The organism is Maribacter taeanensis, assembly GCF_047345145.1.
Lineage (GTDB): Bacteria > Bacteroidota > Bacteroidia > Flavobacteriales > Flavobacteriaceae > Maribacter_C.
Genome location: NZ_JBLFER010000004.1, coordinates 217943 through 231564, shown reverse-complemented (window position 1 = coordinate 231564; position 13622 = coordinate 217943). Strand labels below are relative to the sequence as shown.

15 protein-coding genes are annotated in these 13622 nt (G+C 34.8%); 6 read left to right on the top strand and 9 right to left on the bottom strand.

The window, feature by feature from the left end:
• Nucleotides 1-2: 2 nt before the first annotated feature.
• Together ACKWCD_RS14380 and ACKWCD_RS14375 are read right to left on the bottom strand one after the other, a co-directional pair.
• A complete protein-coding gene (locus tag ACKWCD_RS14380; protein ID WP_413984656.1) occupies nucleotides 3-599 on the bottom strand; it encodes an alpha-ketoglutarate-dependent dioxygenase AlkB family protein in 597 nt (198 codons plus the stop codon).
• On the bottom strand, nucleotides 599-1486 hold the full coding sequence (locus ACKWCD_RS14375; RefSeq protein WP_413984655.1) for an AraC family transcriptional regulator: 888 nt from the start codon (nucleotides 1484-1486) through the stop codon (nucleotides 599-601). The genes ACKWCD_RS14380 and ACKWCD_RS14375 overlap by 1 nt, the downstream gene beginning before the upstream one ends.
• A gap of 199 nt (nucleotides 1487-1685) precedes the next feature.
• On the opposite strand from ACKWCD_RS14375, the gene ACKWCD_RS14370 reads away from it, so the two are divergent.
• Nucleotides 1686-2270, top strand: coding sequence for a hypothetical protein (locus tag ACKWCD_RS14370; protein ID WP_413984654.1), 585 nt, complete (start codon nucleotides 1686-1688; stop codon nucleotides 2268-2270).
• A gap of 63 nt (nucleotides 2271-2333) precedes the next feature.
• On the opposite strand, the gene ACKWCD_RS14365 is transcribed toward ACKWCD_RS14370, so the two are convergent.
• From ACKWCD_RS14365 to ACKWCD_RS14350, 4 genes are all read right to left on the bottom strand, one after another.
• The gene (locus tag ACKWCD_RS14365) at nucleotides 2334-2693 is read right to left on the bottom strand and encodes a DoxX family protein (protein ID WP_413984653.1); all 360 of its coding nucleotides are present in this window, start codon (nucleotides 2691-2693) and stop codon (nucleotides 2334-2336) included.
• A gap of 2 nt (nucleotides 2694-2695) precedes the next feature.
• On the bottom strand, nucleotides 2696-3328 hold the full coding sequence (locus ACKWCD_RS14360; protein WP_413984652.1) for an MOSC domain-containing protein: 633 nt from the start codon (nucleotides 3326-3328) through the stop codon (nucleotides 2696-2698).
• Between the two features lie 544 nt (nucleotides 3329-3872).
• Entirely contained in the window at nucleotides 3873-4709 is an 837-nt protein-coding gene (locus ACKWCD_RS14355; protein ID WP_413984651.1) for a helix-turn-helix domain-containing protein, read from the bottom strand.
• Nucleotides 4710-5129: 420 nt separating this feature from the next.
• Nucleotides 5130-5480, bottom strand: coding sequence for a DUF6249 domain-containing protein (locus tag ACKWCD_RS14350; protein WP_413984650.1), 351 nt, complete (start codon nucleotides 5478-5480; stop codon nucleotides 5130-5132).
• Between the two features lie 135 nt (nucleotides 5481-5615).
• Here ACKWCD_RS14350 and ACKWCD_RS14345 point away from each other — a divergent pair, with 135 nt between their 5' ends.
• A complete protein-coding gene (locus tag ACKWCD_RS14345; protein WP_413984649.1) occupies nucleotides 5616-6200 on the top strand; it encodes an RNA polymerase sigma factor in 585 nt (194 codons plus the stop codon).
• Nucleotides 6187-6603, top strand: coding sequence for a hypothetical protein (locus ACKWCD_RS14340; RefSeq protein ID WP_413984648.1), 417 nt, complete (start codon nucleotides 6187-6189; stop codon nucleotides 6601-6603). Before ACKWCD_RS14345 ends, ACKWCD_RS14340 begins: the two co-directional genes overlap by 14 nt.
• Here the strand turns inward: ACKWCD_RS14340 and ACKWCD_RS14335 are convergent.
• A complete protein-coding gene (locus ACKWCD_RS14335; protein WP_413984647.1) occupies nucleotides 6600-7427 on the bottom strand; it encodes a hypothetical protein in 828 nt (275 codons plus the stop codon). The two genes, ACKWCD_RS14340 and ACKWCD_RS14335, sit on opposite strands and share 4 nt — an antisense overlap.
• Nucleotides 7428-7542: 115 nt before the next feature.
• On the opposite strand from ACKWCD_RS14335, the gene ACKWCD_RS14330 reads away from it, so the two are divergent.
• Nucleotides 7543-9141: a solute:sodium symporter family transporter gene (locus tag ACKWCD_RS14330; protein ID WP_413984646.1), complete on the top strand. Its 1599-nt coding sequence runs from the start codon at nucleotides 7543-7545 to the stop codon at nucleotides 9139-9141.
• Nucleotides 9142-9143: 2 nt separating this feature from the next.
• Entirely contained in the window at nucleotides 9144-9956 is an 813-nt protein-coding gene (locus tag ACKWCD_RS14325) for an inositol oxygenase family protein (RefSeq protein ID WP_413984645.1), read from the top strand.
• A 35-nt stretch (nucleotides 9957-9991) separates the two neighbouring features.
• Here ACKWCD_RS14325 and ACKWCD_RS14320 read toward each other — a convergent pair whose 3' ends face one another.
• Both ACKWCD_RS14320 and htpG read right to left on the bottom strand, forming a co-directional pair.
• A complete protein-coding gene (locus ACKWCD_RS14320; protein ID WP_413984644.1) occupies nucleotides 9992-10396 on the bottom strand; it encodes a hypothetical protein in 405 nt (134 codons plus the stop codon).
• Between the two features lie 221 nt (nucleotides 10397-10617).
• A complete protein-coding gene (htpG, locus tag ACKWCD_RS14315) occupies nucleotides 10618-12504 on the bottom strand; it encodes a molecular chaperone HtpG (protein WP_413984643.1) in 1887 nt (628 codons plus the stop codon).
• 444 nt (nucleotides 12505-12948) lie between these two features.
• On the opposite strand from htpG, the gene ACKWCD_RS14310 reads away from it, so the two are divergent.
• Entirely contained in the window at nucleotides 12949-13608 is a 660-nt protein-coding gene (locus tag ACKWCD_RS14310) for a TetR family transcriptional regulator C-terminal domain-containing protein (protein WP_413984642.1), read from the top strand.
• Nucleotides 13609-13622: the final 14 nt, after the last annotated feature.

The following is a 13622-nucleotide window of genomic DNA, read 5'->3' as shown; positions in this document are numbered from 1 at the left end:
TTTTATTTGATAACTCTAAAGGTTAAATTAATTCTTTCTTTAATTGGTTTTGCAGTTTTGGGTATTTGATGTAGCCAATGGTGCTGCGTTTCACCTTGCATTAAAAGTAGACTGCCATGTTCTAGTAATAACTTATGCTTAAGCTCTTTCTTCGTTCTATGTTTTAAATGGAAAAAACGTTCTTGACCTAAAGTAAGCGAAGCAATCACCGGATTCTTACCCAATTCCTTTTCATTATCGGCGTGCCATCCGTTACTGTCATTGCCGTCTCTATATAGATTCAATAAACAAGTGGTGAAAACAGTATTTGCCTTAGTTTCTATTTTCTCTTTTATTGCTATGAGTTCTTTAGTGAACTCATGAGGTTGCATAGTAATATTGGAGTAGGAATACGGTTTGCTATTATTACCGTAGAGTGCGGTTAAACGAGGTTGGGCATATACTTTTCCAAATACTTTAATATCATCTTGTTGCCAAGGAATAGAATTCTTGAAAGTTTTAAAAAAAGCATTGGCATTCTCATTATCAATGAAGTTTGGATAATATATAACATCACTATCTGGTAAGTTGAGATTTTGCTTTTCAGAAAATAAATTCATTAGGTAATTACTTGCTTGAGCTCATTGCGATATTTAGAAGGACTTTGCCCCGTAAATTTTTTGAATGATTTGTTAAAGTAGGAAAAATTGTTAAATCCAGATTCAAAACATACTTCGGTTATACTAAGTTGTTGTTCTGATAATAGTTTAGAAGCATGAACCAATCTATATTCGTTTACAAATTGAGTAAACGTCTTGTTGGTGATTTTTTTAAAATACCTGCAAAACGATGGTACTGTCATACTTACAACATCAGCAATTTCTTGTAATTTGATTTCTTCCTTAAAATTAGTCTTTACGAAATTGAAAACGATATTGATTCTGTCATTATCTTTTACCCCGGTATGCATTGAAAACCCTTCGGCATTTAAGATTCTAAACTCATCAGTAGTGCTTAGACCATAAAGAACATCAAGAATTGTGTGAAGGCGTTCAAAACTATTTTTATTTTCTAAAGTTTCCAATTTGTGCCCTAAGATAGCTTTAGTTTCTCCATAAAAAACTACACCCGATTTGGCAATCTCAAAAAGGTTTTCAATATCCTCCATTTCAGGAAGGGTAAAGAAATTTTCTCCTAAAAAGTCTTTCTTCATTTGCACTACCGTTTCACTTCGATTTCCGGTGAGTTCATCTGTAAAACCACAATGCGGTAGATTACTCCCTATTAGAATCAAGGTTCCATTGGTGTAATAAGAGAGATTGCTCCCAATTTGGCGTTTGCCAGATCCCCCGTTTACAAAAACCAACTCGATTTCTGGATGGTAATGCCAAACATTACTTTGGTTACGTTGATTCTTGTCAAACTTTTGATAAGCGAACGAGTTTCCAAAGGAAGGTTCGATAGACTCAAAAGTAGGCTTGTTTACAACAGTTTCGTTCCTTTTCATACTTCAAAGTTAATCCGTTGATTTTTCTCCTATCTATGTAAAATTACCTTAAATATGTTCAATATTACCCTATTTTAATTCTGTTAAATGTTTCATAGATAAAATAGTGCATAAATCGGAAAATGCTGTGGTGGTGCGCATTAGAATGTTGCGGTAGTTTTGTAGTGTTGATTAATAGTAACCCTAAAATTTAAAAAACATGAAAAAGGTAGTAAGATCAATCGCAGTAGTAGCTTTAATGTTTTCGGTAGCAACAGGTTTGGCGAAAGAACCAAAACTTAGCTTGACTCCCAATGTGGAGAAAAGTCTAAATTTTGAAATGGACATTACATCTGAAAAAACATTCGTACGCATCTCTGATATGAATGCCGTAACTATATATAAAGAAGAAGTGGCCGCAGGTAATACCTATTCCAAAAGGTTTAATTTGAATAGCCTACCTGCAGGAACGTATGTATTGAAAATTGAAGACTCGTTGCAAGAGACAGTATTTGCATTCGCAATTAAAGATTCAGAAATAATTATCACTGAAAAGAAGGAAAACGTCAAGCCAGTTTTTAGAAGGAAAGAGAAAAAAGTTTTCTTAAATCTTCTAAACCTTGAAAAAGCGGTTGTGAAAATCAAGGTTTTAGATAGTGAAGGTCGTATTGTCTTTCAAGAAACCATTTCTGATGCGATGTTGATAGAGAAGGTATTTAATTTCGAGGATGCTTATAAAGACAATTATACCATAATGGTTCAAAATTTAAATGACACCTATTCCAAAGATGTTATTGTAAAGTAAAGTTGATTAAGTTAGTTTAAAGTTGGAGTCCTCAAGTTTAGTTAGCTTGAGGACTTTTTTTTGTTAATACCTCAAATACCAATATGCCCAAAACATTAATAAGAATTGAAGTGGTATTCTTGCAATGAGCACCCACCTAGAAATACCCATAGAGGCTTTTTTGTTAAAAAGCATATGACAATGCGCAGGCAAAAAGAAAACAAGCATGGCTATAATAGCATAAATGGCTAAGTTTTTAGTTTCAGAAAAGCACAGTGCAATACCAAGAACTATTTCTGCGATGCCACTAATTATAACCAATAGCTTATGACCCGGGAGGTACCCTGGTAAAATTCGTAAATACATTTTGGGTCGAACGAAATGCATAATTCCTGCGATGATATATATCAAGGCCATTACATATAAATGCCAAGGATAGTTCATGTCTAGAGGAATTTTTTATACCGTTCTTTTTTGTATTGAGGAACGGACGGATTATCCATAAATAATGCAAGCAGTTCTTTTGGTTTTTCACGCATAAACATCAACTCATAGAATTGCTGCGTAGTAAGCGTATTTTTTGATTGCTCTTGTAATTCTAAACGATCATCAGTTTTGACTTCCCCTTCTTCTAATATGCGTACGTAGGTGCCTGGTCTATTATGATCTATGAATTGTCGTAATACCTCTTGTGTACCAAAACGAATACCCAATTTATAACAAGGTTCACGTGGCTGTGATACTTGAACTAGCGCTGTTCCGAGTTTATAAATGTCTCCTACTCGCATTTTAGATTCATCTAGTCCGTCAATAGTTAGATTTTCACCAAACATACCCCAATCCCAATCTAAGTTAGGATACAATTCTTTCCAATACGGGTAGTTTTCTGAAGCAAACAAGTAGCAAGCCTTGTTGATACCTGCATGATGAACGCGGTCAATAACAGTGTCGTTAGAAACATCATTTGTATTTAAAAAAAGTGCTTGTGAAACAGGCTTTTTAAAAATGCCCGTTTGTTCTTCTTTTCCATTCCATATGAATGTAGTGGGAGTTCCAAGGTTGGTCGAAATTACTTGCATTTTCTAAAGATAAAAAAACCACCACAAATTAATGCGGTGGTTTTGGTAATAACCTTTCATTGTATGAAAAGTTATCGGGGGGAATTTCAACAATTTTAATTTTGGCCTTAGCTGAAATCGGGGGACAATTATATAAGGTTAAGCTATGTATGTTTCTTTAATCTATAATTTCAATTATTTTTTCTTTTTTTGTGTAAAACATATCCTGTAAATGCTATCAAAATTGGTAGTACAAAAAGATCATATCTCACGATATGAGACAAAAGGGATTCGGTCATTCTTTGTATTTGGTATTCCCATGAAATAAAAATGGACCAAACCCCTATGAACACAATCCAAAAAAATCTATCACCAACTTTCATCGTCCTTTTTTTCGGCCTGCAAATATCTGAACAATGGCATGGACCAACCTAAAAAAGTAAGGTGATAGACGTCCTGATTTCGGACTTCAGAACCGATTTTAAGTTTTTTAGGGTAATAGTATCTCGTATCAGGAATCAGGACTGAATTAAGATTGTAAATGAGATGGAAAAGTCAGTAAAAATCAGGCAGCGCTCTTTTCTTTGAATTTGGATGGAGTAGTACCAGTTATTTTTTTAAACGCTGCGTAAAAAGCACTTTTACTGTGAAAACCGACTTCGTAGCCAATGCCTTCGATACTCAAATTAATATCTTGTGATTTGAGTAAATCGATCGCTTTTTCAATGCGAAATTGATTTATATAGCTATTGAAATTTTGATTCTGTATTTTGTTAATGGCCGCTGAAATTTGTTTGGTATGAATTTGCAAATCTTTAGCTACATCTACGATGGTTAATTCACTTTTGACATAACTTTCAGAACTTTTTAAATGCTCATCTATTTTGGTGAAAAGTGCAGCGAGGTTTTCATTTTGAGGCTTTATAGTCGTTTGTTTTGTTTCTTTCTTTTGAAGACTATAATAACCATTTTCAGAAAGAATAGATAATACGTTTCGTTGAATTAATCCGAAGAAAAATATCCAGTATATCGTTACATAATCTATTATTAGAACAAATAGCTTTGAATATATATTTTCAGGTAGTAGATAATATAAGGGAAAATATACGATATAGGCTACAAAGCTAAAAATCAAAAAGAGGCGAACCCATCTTAATTCTCTCAATTGAGTTCTTGAGAAATGATCTCGTACCATTTCTTGGTGTTTATTTACGAGGACTAAATTCCAAGTGCCAATACAGAATGAATAAACAATACCCGCTATTAAATATGATTTAAACCAAAGACTTTGATCTATTGCCAATTTGGTTTCATAGGGTTGAAAGAAAACTACGATATTAATAATAAAAGCTAACAAACCAGGATAAAGTACCCAGTAGGGTATTTTTTGATCTGCAAGCATCGAAACTCGATATGAATAAATAAAAAATAAAGGATAGATTAACCAATAAAAGTTAAAAGGTAGTCGGAACAAATTTGGATAATACTTGTAAAAATCCATTTGTTCTAGGGTAGGGTGCAGTCTCATGAGTGCGAAAAGCATTATGAGCAAGCCCAAGAAGAAGGTACTTCTATATTTTCTTTTGTTTAAATAAATTAACAAAATACCCAAAACTATACCTTGCAAACAGCCTAGCAAATGCAATACCGAGAATATATTGTAGTCTAGCTCCATTTTTGCTTTAAATTCAATAGAAGCTACGAATTTAACTAGGAAATCAGACTATTTGTAAGTTAAATTTCTGAAAAATGAAGGGGAATTTAAAATTCAAAAGTCGTTGAAGACAACGACTTTTACTTTGAATTAATTTGAAATTGTAGTCTATTTTTCTTTATCCATTTTTTTGGTTAAGAAAAAGCCAGACAATAGTCCAATACCTGCCATGAAGAAAATTGTACCTGGGTATGCTACATCTGGGTCAACTCTCATCTCTTCAAGAACTGCCCCAAGGAATATGGCAACCCCGACACTGATAAGCAACAAGGCCAAATTGAGAAGAAGAATTTTACCTGTAGATGTTCCTCTACTCTTTTTTTCTGAAAAAAATATACTCGCCTCAGCTCCTTTTTCTATAAGTGCCATCCGCTCTTTATTACGCGTGGTGAAATAAAGATATACGATTGCGAAGATGAATAAAAAAAAGCTGATAGGGATTAAAATTGCTTCTGCCATTTGATTGTTTTTTAATTGATTAATAAACTCATTTGCTAAGTATGACGACAACTATTTGAGATAGGTTACAAGAATTTTAAATTTTATGAGATTTCCTGTAACCAGAATTGTAATTTATACGTCATATGAAGCAGAATGAGCCAAAAAGAAGACCAACACTATATTGATAAAGTTATCAATGGAGATACTAGAGCATTTTCTGTTTTGGTAGAACGATATAAACATATGGTCTTTACTTTGGCAGCTAAGATTCTGAAAAATCATCAAGAAGCAGAAGAGGTCGCCCAAGATGTTTTTGTAAAAATGTATTCAGCATTAACTGCCTTCAAAGGTGATTCAAAGTTTTCGACTTGGCTATATAAAATTGCGTACTATCGGAGTCTAGATTATTTAAAGAAACAGAAGCGGAGTTTGAATACCAGTTCAATCGATTCTGATACCGAGTTTCATTTAGCTAGTACAGAAAATGCTCTTGATAATCTTGAAGCGAATGAGCGAAAACAGTCTATTAAAAATGCTATCGATGAATTACCAGAAGATGATGCTGTTGTAATAACCCTCCATTATTTTGAAGAGTTGTCACTGAAAGAGATAGCAGATATTATGAATTTGGAGGCGAATACGGTAAAAGTCCGTTTATTTAGAAGTAGGAAGCGTTTGGCTCAATTGCTCAAAAATAAGTTAGAACCAGAAATACTTGATAACTATGAAAGAAAATAAAGAATTAGATGATTTCATTAGAAAGTCAGTCAAAGAAGCTGGTCTAGAACAGCCTTCAGATGGTTTTACCAATGCTGTTTTCGAAAAGATAGGTTTAGAAGTTCAAAAAAGCAGTGTCTTAACTTCCGAGCCTTTGTTTTCTAAAACTACATGGTTTATGTTGATTTCCGCTGTAACAGGGATTTTTGCTTATGTAATCTTGGGAAGTTCAGCAAGCATAGAAAATACTTGGATGGCAGCTATAAAGTTAAATAAACTCACTTCTTTTAATCTTTCTTTAAATATGTCTGAATTGCCTTTTTCAACTACTTTTATTTATGGTTGTTCAGGAGTAGCTTTCTTCGTGTGGATTCAAGTTATTTTAATAAAACAAAGACTTAATAAAAGGTATGCGGAGAGTTAGCGTTTCTTCTGATAGAATGGCGTACGTTTTAAAAAGTAGCTTAATGTTAAAATGTAATCAGTTCGACCTGAGGTCATGAAAGGGCGGCGTTTTTCATCCATAACTTTATTCCCGTTTTTGTCATAAATTTTGAAATAAACCATAGTTTCAAATTCATCTCGAGACGAACTATATTCACTACTGTATCCTTTTACTCTATTCTTCTTATCAACTCTTACAGTACTCGATTCTGAAGAACTCGATACAGTTGATCGGTAAGACACTACAATTTTTGAATTTACTAAAGTTCCAACTCCCACGATTTTTGCTATTTCGTCCATATCATAGTTTTTTATTTGCGATGCTTCGGTTATACCAGCTTTTCGTAATCGTTTCCAGGTTACTTCGGGGTCTTGATAACTTATCGTATTTCGTTCTGGTTTGCGTTGCAAATCACGGTAGTAATATTCCTGTGCTTCTATACCTTCTTCCGGGCTAACCGAACCATCAAATATGAATTCAAATGGTAGAATCGCTCCTTGATTTCCCCTCATTTCCGGATACTCATAATTAGCATTTTTACGACTTAAATTTGTTGTGTATACATCCGAAAATTTCTGTTCTCGACCACTTTTGAAAATGATTTTTTCCACATTATCCTTTTCCACAACATTTTCAAGATCTTCACCTAAATAAACATAAGTAATCGTATTAGGTTCTATTTTTTTCACCTTCGCGGCAATGGTTTCTCCGTTAGACAAGAAAATTTGATCTGAAGCATTTTGGGCATTTGCAGACAAAAACATCCCGAGAAAAGCGATGACAATGATTTTTGAATATTCCATAATAGTGTTTGTTTGTAGTCATGCTAAATTATCGCTAACTGCTATTCTATGAAATACCTGATTTCCAGTATTTTTCATTGGGCATAAACTTGAAAAATATGTTTATTTTTAAAAAATGGCCTTACTAACCTTTCTTTTGTTTACGGGATTTGTGGCATTCTATGCTACCTGGAAACTGCGTCGTGATAAACTAAATACGAAAGACGGCTACTTTTTGGGGGGAAGATCTTTAACGGGAGTTATAATCGCAGGCTCTCTTTTGCTAACTAATATTTCCACAGAGCATTTGGTAGGTATGAACGGCTCTGCCTATCGTAATGGTGCGATTATTGTTGCTTGGGAAGTTACTTCGGCTTTAGCCTTGGTATTAGGAGCCTTATATTTTGCTCCGAAGTATTTAAAAATGGGATTGACCACAATTCCTGAATTTCTTGAAAAACGCTTTGATGGACTTACACGTACTATGGTAGCTTTACTGCTGATTATTTCTTTTGTTGCTACTTTACTTCCCATCGTTTTATATACGGGGGCATTAAATATTGAGGCTATTTTTGAAATTTCGGACTTACTGAATGTAACTCAAACCGAAGGTATTTGGGTTACCATCTTAGTAGTTGGTGTAATTGGAGCGATTTATGCAATTTTCGGAGGGCTCAAAATGGTAGCCTATACCGATACAATTAATGGCTTCGGATTACTTGTAGCAGGATTGCTTGTTCCAATTTTGGCTCTACTTAGCATAGGTGATGGAAACCCATTTGAGGGCCTGAGCATGGTTTTTGAAAATAGTCCTGAAAAATTTAATGTGGTCAGCAGAGAATCAGGAGTAGGGGAAGGGGCTCGTTCTGCGATTCTACCTTTTGAGGTTTTGTTTACAGGCTTGATGGTCAATCAAATTTATTTCTGGACGATGCACCAGTCTATCATTCAAAGGGTTTTAGGAGCGGTCAATCTAAAGGAAGCCCAGAAAGGATTACTCTTTACGGGATTTTTGAAGATTTTGGTTCCTTTGGTTATAGTGCTTCCAGGACTAATCGGTTTCTATTATTTCGGTGAAAGTTTATATGATAATCCTGATAGTGTTTATCCGCTTTTAGTAAAGAAGGTACTACCACTTTGGTTGACAGGTTTCTTTGTTGCGGTTATGATGGGAGCTATTCTCAGTACATTTAATAGCGCTTTGAATAGCGCGGCGACGGTATTTAGCTTGGGTGTTTTTAAAAGATATATCTCTAAGGGTGCAACAGAAAGAAAATTGGTTAGAGTCGGAAAATGGACATCTGCCCTTCTTGCCATTTTTGCAATTGGTATCGCCCCCTTTGTAGCAAACGCACCAGACGGATTGTATCAATTACTGCAGCAACTCAACGGAATATTTTTCATTCCAATCGCAAGTGTTATTATTGCTGGTTTTGTTTTTCCAAAAATTTCAGCATATGGAGCAAAGGTAGGTTTAGTGTTCGGACTCTTTTTCTACGTCATTATGTACTACATGTTAGAGGTAAATTTGCACTTTGTTCATATTTGGGGCATCGAGTTCGTTTTAAATATATTGATAATGCATTTGGCCTCATTCTTACTACCGAAAGACAAACCATTTGAAATACAAGATGCTGGTTTACTTAACCTTACCCCGTGGAAGTACGCAAAACCCTTTAGTCTGTTCTTAGTAGTTATTACGGTTATTTTGTACCTTGTTCTAGGAAATGTTTAGCAATGGAAGAGAAAACTTTTAGAAATTACGACGCACCTGATGTATCAGTTGCTGTGAAGGAGCATTATCGAAAAATGCGGAAAAATCAGACTTTGGATTATGTGAAAAGCATGCATAGAAAATACCTGAAGTTTGATAAACCCATGGATTTATGGGAGGCTATGCGTCACTTAAACAGTCTTATCGATGTTAGTGATCCTGATTTAGATCTTCCAAACGTACAGCATTTGATTCAAAGCGCCGAAGCCATTCGAGCTGAAGGGCGACCCGATTGGATGCAACTGACCGGATTAATTCACGACCTTGGAAAAGTTATGTTTCTTTGGGGTAGCGATAAAGATGGCACTAGCCAAGCTGAGCAATGGGGCATGGTGGGCGATGTTTTTGTTGTCGGTTGTGCCCTACCTGATTCATGTGTTTATCCAGAATTCAATGAAACGAATCCCGATATGCATGACGAACGTTATAATACCTCAACCGGAATTTATGAAAAAGGCTGTGGTATAGATAATTTAGATTTAGCATGGGGGCATGATGAATATTTGTACCAAGTTTTAAACAACCACGTGGATAACAAACTTCCAGAAGAGGCGATGGTCATGATTCGATATCATTCTTTTTACCCCTGGCATTCAGGTGGTGGCTATGCCGAATTGTTGAATGAAAAAGATGAAGCATATTTAGAAATCATCAAAGACTTCAACAAATTCGACCTATATACCAAAAGCCAAAAAATATATGATTTGGACGAGGTGTTGGATTACTATCAACCGATTGCTGAAAAGTATTTAGGTAAAGGACCTATCTATTGGTAATGATTCGTCGAATTTCAGCGTATTTTCAAGATTGACTAAAGTCTGTTTTTTGCTTTGTGTTTTGCTTCCACCAGTTCTTCTACAATGGCAATTTTTATTGGGTCTTCACCTACATTTTCAAAGTCAGTAATCATTTCTATTTCTGCACACTCCCTATAAAAATGATCACCTTTTTGAAGCCTTAATAAGATAATTTGACCGTTTATATTTCTAGATAGCGCAAGACCGTCTGTAAAACTTATGCAACTATAATTGTTCTTATGATGTCTAAATGGAAGTCTTTCAAAAGGTTTTAGTTCAATTTGCCATAGTTTGAGTTCCTTGTTCTCAAAAAGTATTTTTCCTATATCTAAGCTGAACTTTTCATCCTTGATTTCTTTTAATCGGGCTTCATCCCAGGAGTCAAAGTTTCCTATAGGGTTTATTTCAGTTATCGTCATGATGAATTGCCTTTGTGTTAAGAGTGATAAACACAAATAGGGAGTTCGAATAAGAGGGGGGCTAAAGACGTTCTGCATAAGTAAGCAAAATGTCTAGTACAAAGGTGTGAAAGTTATTTGGAATAAAGACGATTTTTCCTATAAATTTTGAAGATTAGTATGTTAAAAAACCGCCTGAAAGAAAAATGAGGCGGTTTTTATAATTTTCTAACGTCTAACGTCTATTTCACCATCTCATAACTTCGTTTGATAAACTCCGTCAATTCTTCACCTTTTAATAAACCTTTTGAAAGACGCGCTAAATCAAGCGATTGATTTATCAAACGTTCTTTCTTCTTGGCCGTTTTGGTGTTTAGAATCTCTCCGACTAGTTCATGATTGGTATTGACGATGAGGTTGTACATTTCAGGCATATTGCCCATACCGAACATTCCACCGCCACCCGTTTGTTGCATCTCTTTCATGCGACGCATGAATTCGGGCTCCGTAATAATGAATGGCGAAGCATCACTGTCCATAGCTTCTAACTGAACAGTGTAACTTTTATTCTCAATAGTTGCTTCTAAATCAGCTTTTAGTTTTTCCTTTTCTTCGTCTGATAATTTAGATATCTGTGTATCTTCCTTTTTAATCAGATTATCTAAATGGTCAGCGTCAACACGGGCAAAAGAAATCTTCTCTTTTGAAGTTTCTAACTTCTGCATTAAATGACCAATGATTGGAGAATCCATTAATAGCACTTCGTACCCTTTTGATTTGGCAGCCTCAATATAACTGTGTTGTGCCTCTTTGTCAGATGCATAAAGGATAACCAACTTGTCATCTTTGTCCGTCTGGCTATCTTTAATTTTTTCTTGAAGTTCTTCAAAGGTATAGAAGCTTCCGTCTACCGTTGGATACAAAGCAAATTTGTCCGCTTTTTCAAAGAACTTGTCTTCTGAAAGCATTCCGTACTCGATGACGATTTTGATATCATTCCATTTGGCTTCAAACTCTTCACGGTTGTTCTTGAAAAGAGAATTCAATTTATCAGCTACTTTTCGTGTGATATAGGATGAAATCTTCTTTACCGCTCCGTCCGCCTGTAAGTATGAACGAGATACATTTAATGGAATGTCCGGCGAATCAATAACACCGCGTAGCATGGTCAGGAATTCTGGAACAATTCCCTCTACATTATCCGTTACGAAAACTTGATTTTGATAGAGTTGAATCCGATCCTTCTGCTGATTCAAATCTTGTGTCAACTTCGGAAAGTACAGAATTCCCGTTAGGTTAAACGGATAATCTACATTCAAATGAATATGAAACAAAGGTTCTTCAAATTGCATTGGGTACAACTCGCGATAGAACCCTTTATAATCTTCGTCTTTTAAATCAGCAGGCTGCTTCGTCCAAGCTGGGTTTGGATTGTTAACAATATTATCAACTTCCTCAGTAGGAGCAGGATCTTCCTCTTTAGCATCTTCTGGTTTAGGAAGAGTTTCAGTGCGCATTCCGAACTTAATCGGAATAGGCATGAACTTATTGTACTTATTTAGCAGTTCATTAATACGATTATCTTCTAAAAACTCTGTGGAATCATCCGCAATGTGAAGTATGATTTCAGAACCTCGGTCTTCTTTCTTTCCCTTCTTTAAAGTGAAATTTGGAGAACCATCACATGACCAGTGCGCAGCTGGTTCATCTTTATAACTCTTTGTTATAATTTCGACTTTGTCAGCTACCATGAAGGCAGAGTAGAACCCTAAACCGAAGTGTCCGATTATTCCAGTGTCTTTAGCGCCATCTTCGTATTTGTTCAAGAACTCTTCAGCACCTGAGAAAGCAACCTGATTGATATAGTTCTTTACTTCTTCTTCGGTCATACCAATACCTTGGTCAATAATATGAAGCTTCTTTCCTTCTTTATCGACTTTGATTTCAATCATGGGGTTACCATATTCTACTTTGGCTTCTCCAATTGAGGTAAGGTGTTTTAGCTTGAGCGTTGCGTCTGTCGCATTTGATATTAATTCACGTAAAAAGATTTCGTGATCACTGTAAAGAAATTTCTTAATCAGAGGAAAAATGTTTTCTACTGATACGTTTATTTTACCTTTTGCCATAAATAGTGAACTTTATTTTCATTCCCGTAACGACGGGAATCCTATATGAGTATTTCTTTAATTAGTATTCCTGAAAAGACAAGAATCTTTCTATTTGTTTTATTTCTTTACTTCATTAGTCAAAAAAAATACCACAATGGGTTAAAATGACAAACTGACACACTAAAAATTGCAAATACCTTATTGTGAAAGATTTAACAAAATTATTGTTTAATAAATTTGTATAAAGATTAAACAGTAATTATATTTACAAAGTCATTAATGAAAAGGTTGCTGTGAAAAAGATTATTTTTTGATTGATGATTATTTATTGGTTAGGTTGTTTGAAAAACGTGCTTTCTTCTCGGGAGCACGTTTTTATACATTTAGGCAATAAGATTAGCTTTTGCTTAACGCAAAATCAGGCTATCAATACGTAAATTTGATATACTAAATAAGATAAAAATGGCTACAAAAACGAAAACTAAAAAAATTACAGATGACGTAATTATCTCTATGTACATGGATTATGTTCTGGAGCATGAAGTAGTGCCAAAATCGGTGTATAAATTTTGTAAAGTTAATGATATTGACGAGGCAGTTTTCTATAAGAATTTTGGTTCAGTTGAAGGAATTCAAAAATCAATTTGGTCCAAATTCTATACAAATACTAAGAGCCTAATTGAGAAGAATAAAGAATATGATTCTTTTACCAATAAGGACAAAATGTTGACCTTCTTTTACTCCTTCTTTGAGCTATTGACGCTTAATAGGAGTTATGCTCTCTTTGCATTGTCAAGTGATAGAACAGTGCTAAAGAATATGGAACAGCTAAAGGATCTAAGAAGGCATGTGAAAGCATTTTCTGCTGAGCTAATTGAAGATGGTAATGCAACGAAATCCTTAAAAATAACAAAACACAATCCAAAATTATTTTCAGAAGGTGCTTGGCTTCAGTTCCTATTCATATTGAAGTTTTGGATGGATGACGATTCTGCGGGGTTTGAAAAAACCGATGTTGCTATCGAAAAGTCCATCAACACAATTTTCGATGTTTTCGACAATACTCCATTAGATAATATCATTGACTTTGGAAAGTTTCTTTTCAAGGAAAAGTTCGTTTAATTCCCAAACCTCTG

Excerpts from the sequence above, each read along its gene's own strand:
- ACKWCD_RS14380 (WP_413984656.1), bottom strand. The coding sequence starts at position 599 with ATGAATTTATTTTCTGAAAAGCAAAATCTCAACTTACCAGATAGTGAT.
- ACKWCD_RS14375 (WP_413984655.1), bottom strand. The coding sequence starts at position 1,486 with ATGAAAAGGAACGAAACTGTTGTAAACAAGCCTACTTTTGAGTCTATC.
- ACKWCD_RS14370 (WP_413984654.1), top strand. The coding sequence starts at position 1,686 with ATGAAAAAGGTAGTAAGATCAATCGCAGTAGTAGCTTTAATGTTTTCG.
- ACKWCD_RS14365 (WP_413984653.1), bottom strand. The coding sequence starts at position 2,693 with ATGAACTATCCTTGGCATTTATATGTAATGGCCTTGATATATATCATC.
- ACKWCD_RS14360 (WP_413984652.1), bottom strand. The coding sequence starts at position 3,328 with ATGCAAGTAATTTCGACCAACCTTGGAACTCCCACTACATTCATATGG.
- ACKWCD_RS14355 (WP_413984651.1), bottom strand. The coding sequence starts at position 4,709 with ATGCTTGCAGATCAAAAAATACCCTACTGGGTACTTTATCCTGGTTTG.
- ACKWCD_RS14350 (WP_413984650.1), bottom strand. The coding sequence starts at position 5,480 with ATGGCAGAAGCAATTTTAATCCCTATCAGCTTTTTTTTATTCATCTTC.
- ACKWCD_RS14345 (WP_413984649.1), top strand. The coding sequence starts at position 5,616 with ATGAGCCAAAAAGAAGACCAACACTATATTGATAAAGTTATCAATGGA.
- ACKWCD_RS14340 (WP_413984648.1), top strand. The coding sequence starts at position 6,187 with ATGAAAGAAAATAAAGAATTAGATGATTTCATTAGAAAGTCAGTCAAA.
- ACKWCD_RS14335 (WP_413984647.1), bottom strand. The coding sequence starts at position 7,427 with ATGGAATATTCAAAAATCATTGTCATCGCTTTTCTCGGGATGTTTTTG.
- ACKWCD_RS14330 (WP_413984646.1), top strand. The coding sequence starts at position 7,543 with ATGGCCTTACTAACCTTTCTTTTGTTTACGGGATTTGTGGCATTCTAT.
- ACKWCD_RS14325 (WP_413984645.1), top strand. The coding sequence starts at position 9,144 with ATGGAAGAGAAAACTTTTAGAAATTACGACGCACCTGATGTATCAGTT.
- ACKWCD_RS14320 (WP_413984644.1), bottom strand. The coding sequence starts at position 10,396 with ATGACGATAACTGAAATAAACCCTATAGGAAACTTTGACTCCTGGGAT.
- htpG (WP_413984643.1), bottom strand. The coding sequence starts at position 12,504 with ATGGCAAAAGGTAAAATAAACGTATCAGTAGAAAACATTTTTCCTCTG.
- ACKWCD_RS14310 (WP_413984642.1), top strand. The coding sequence starts at position 12,949 with ATGGCTACAAAAACGAAAACTAAAAAAATTACAGATGACGTAATTATC.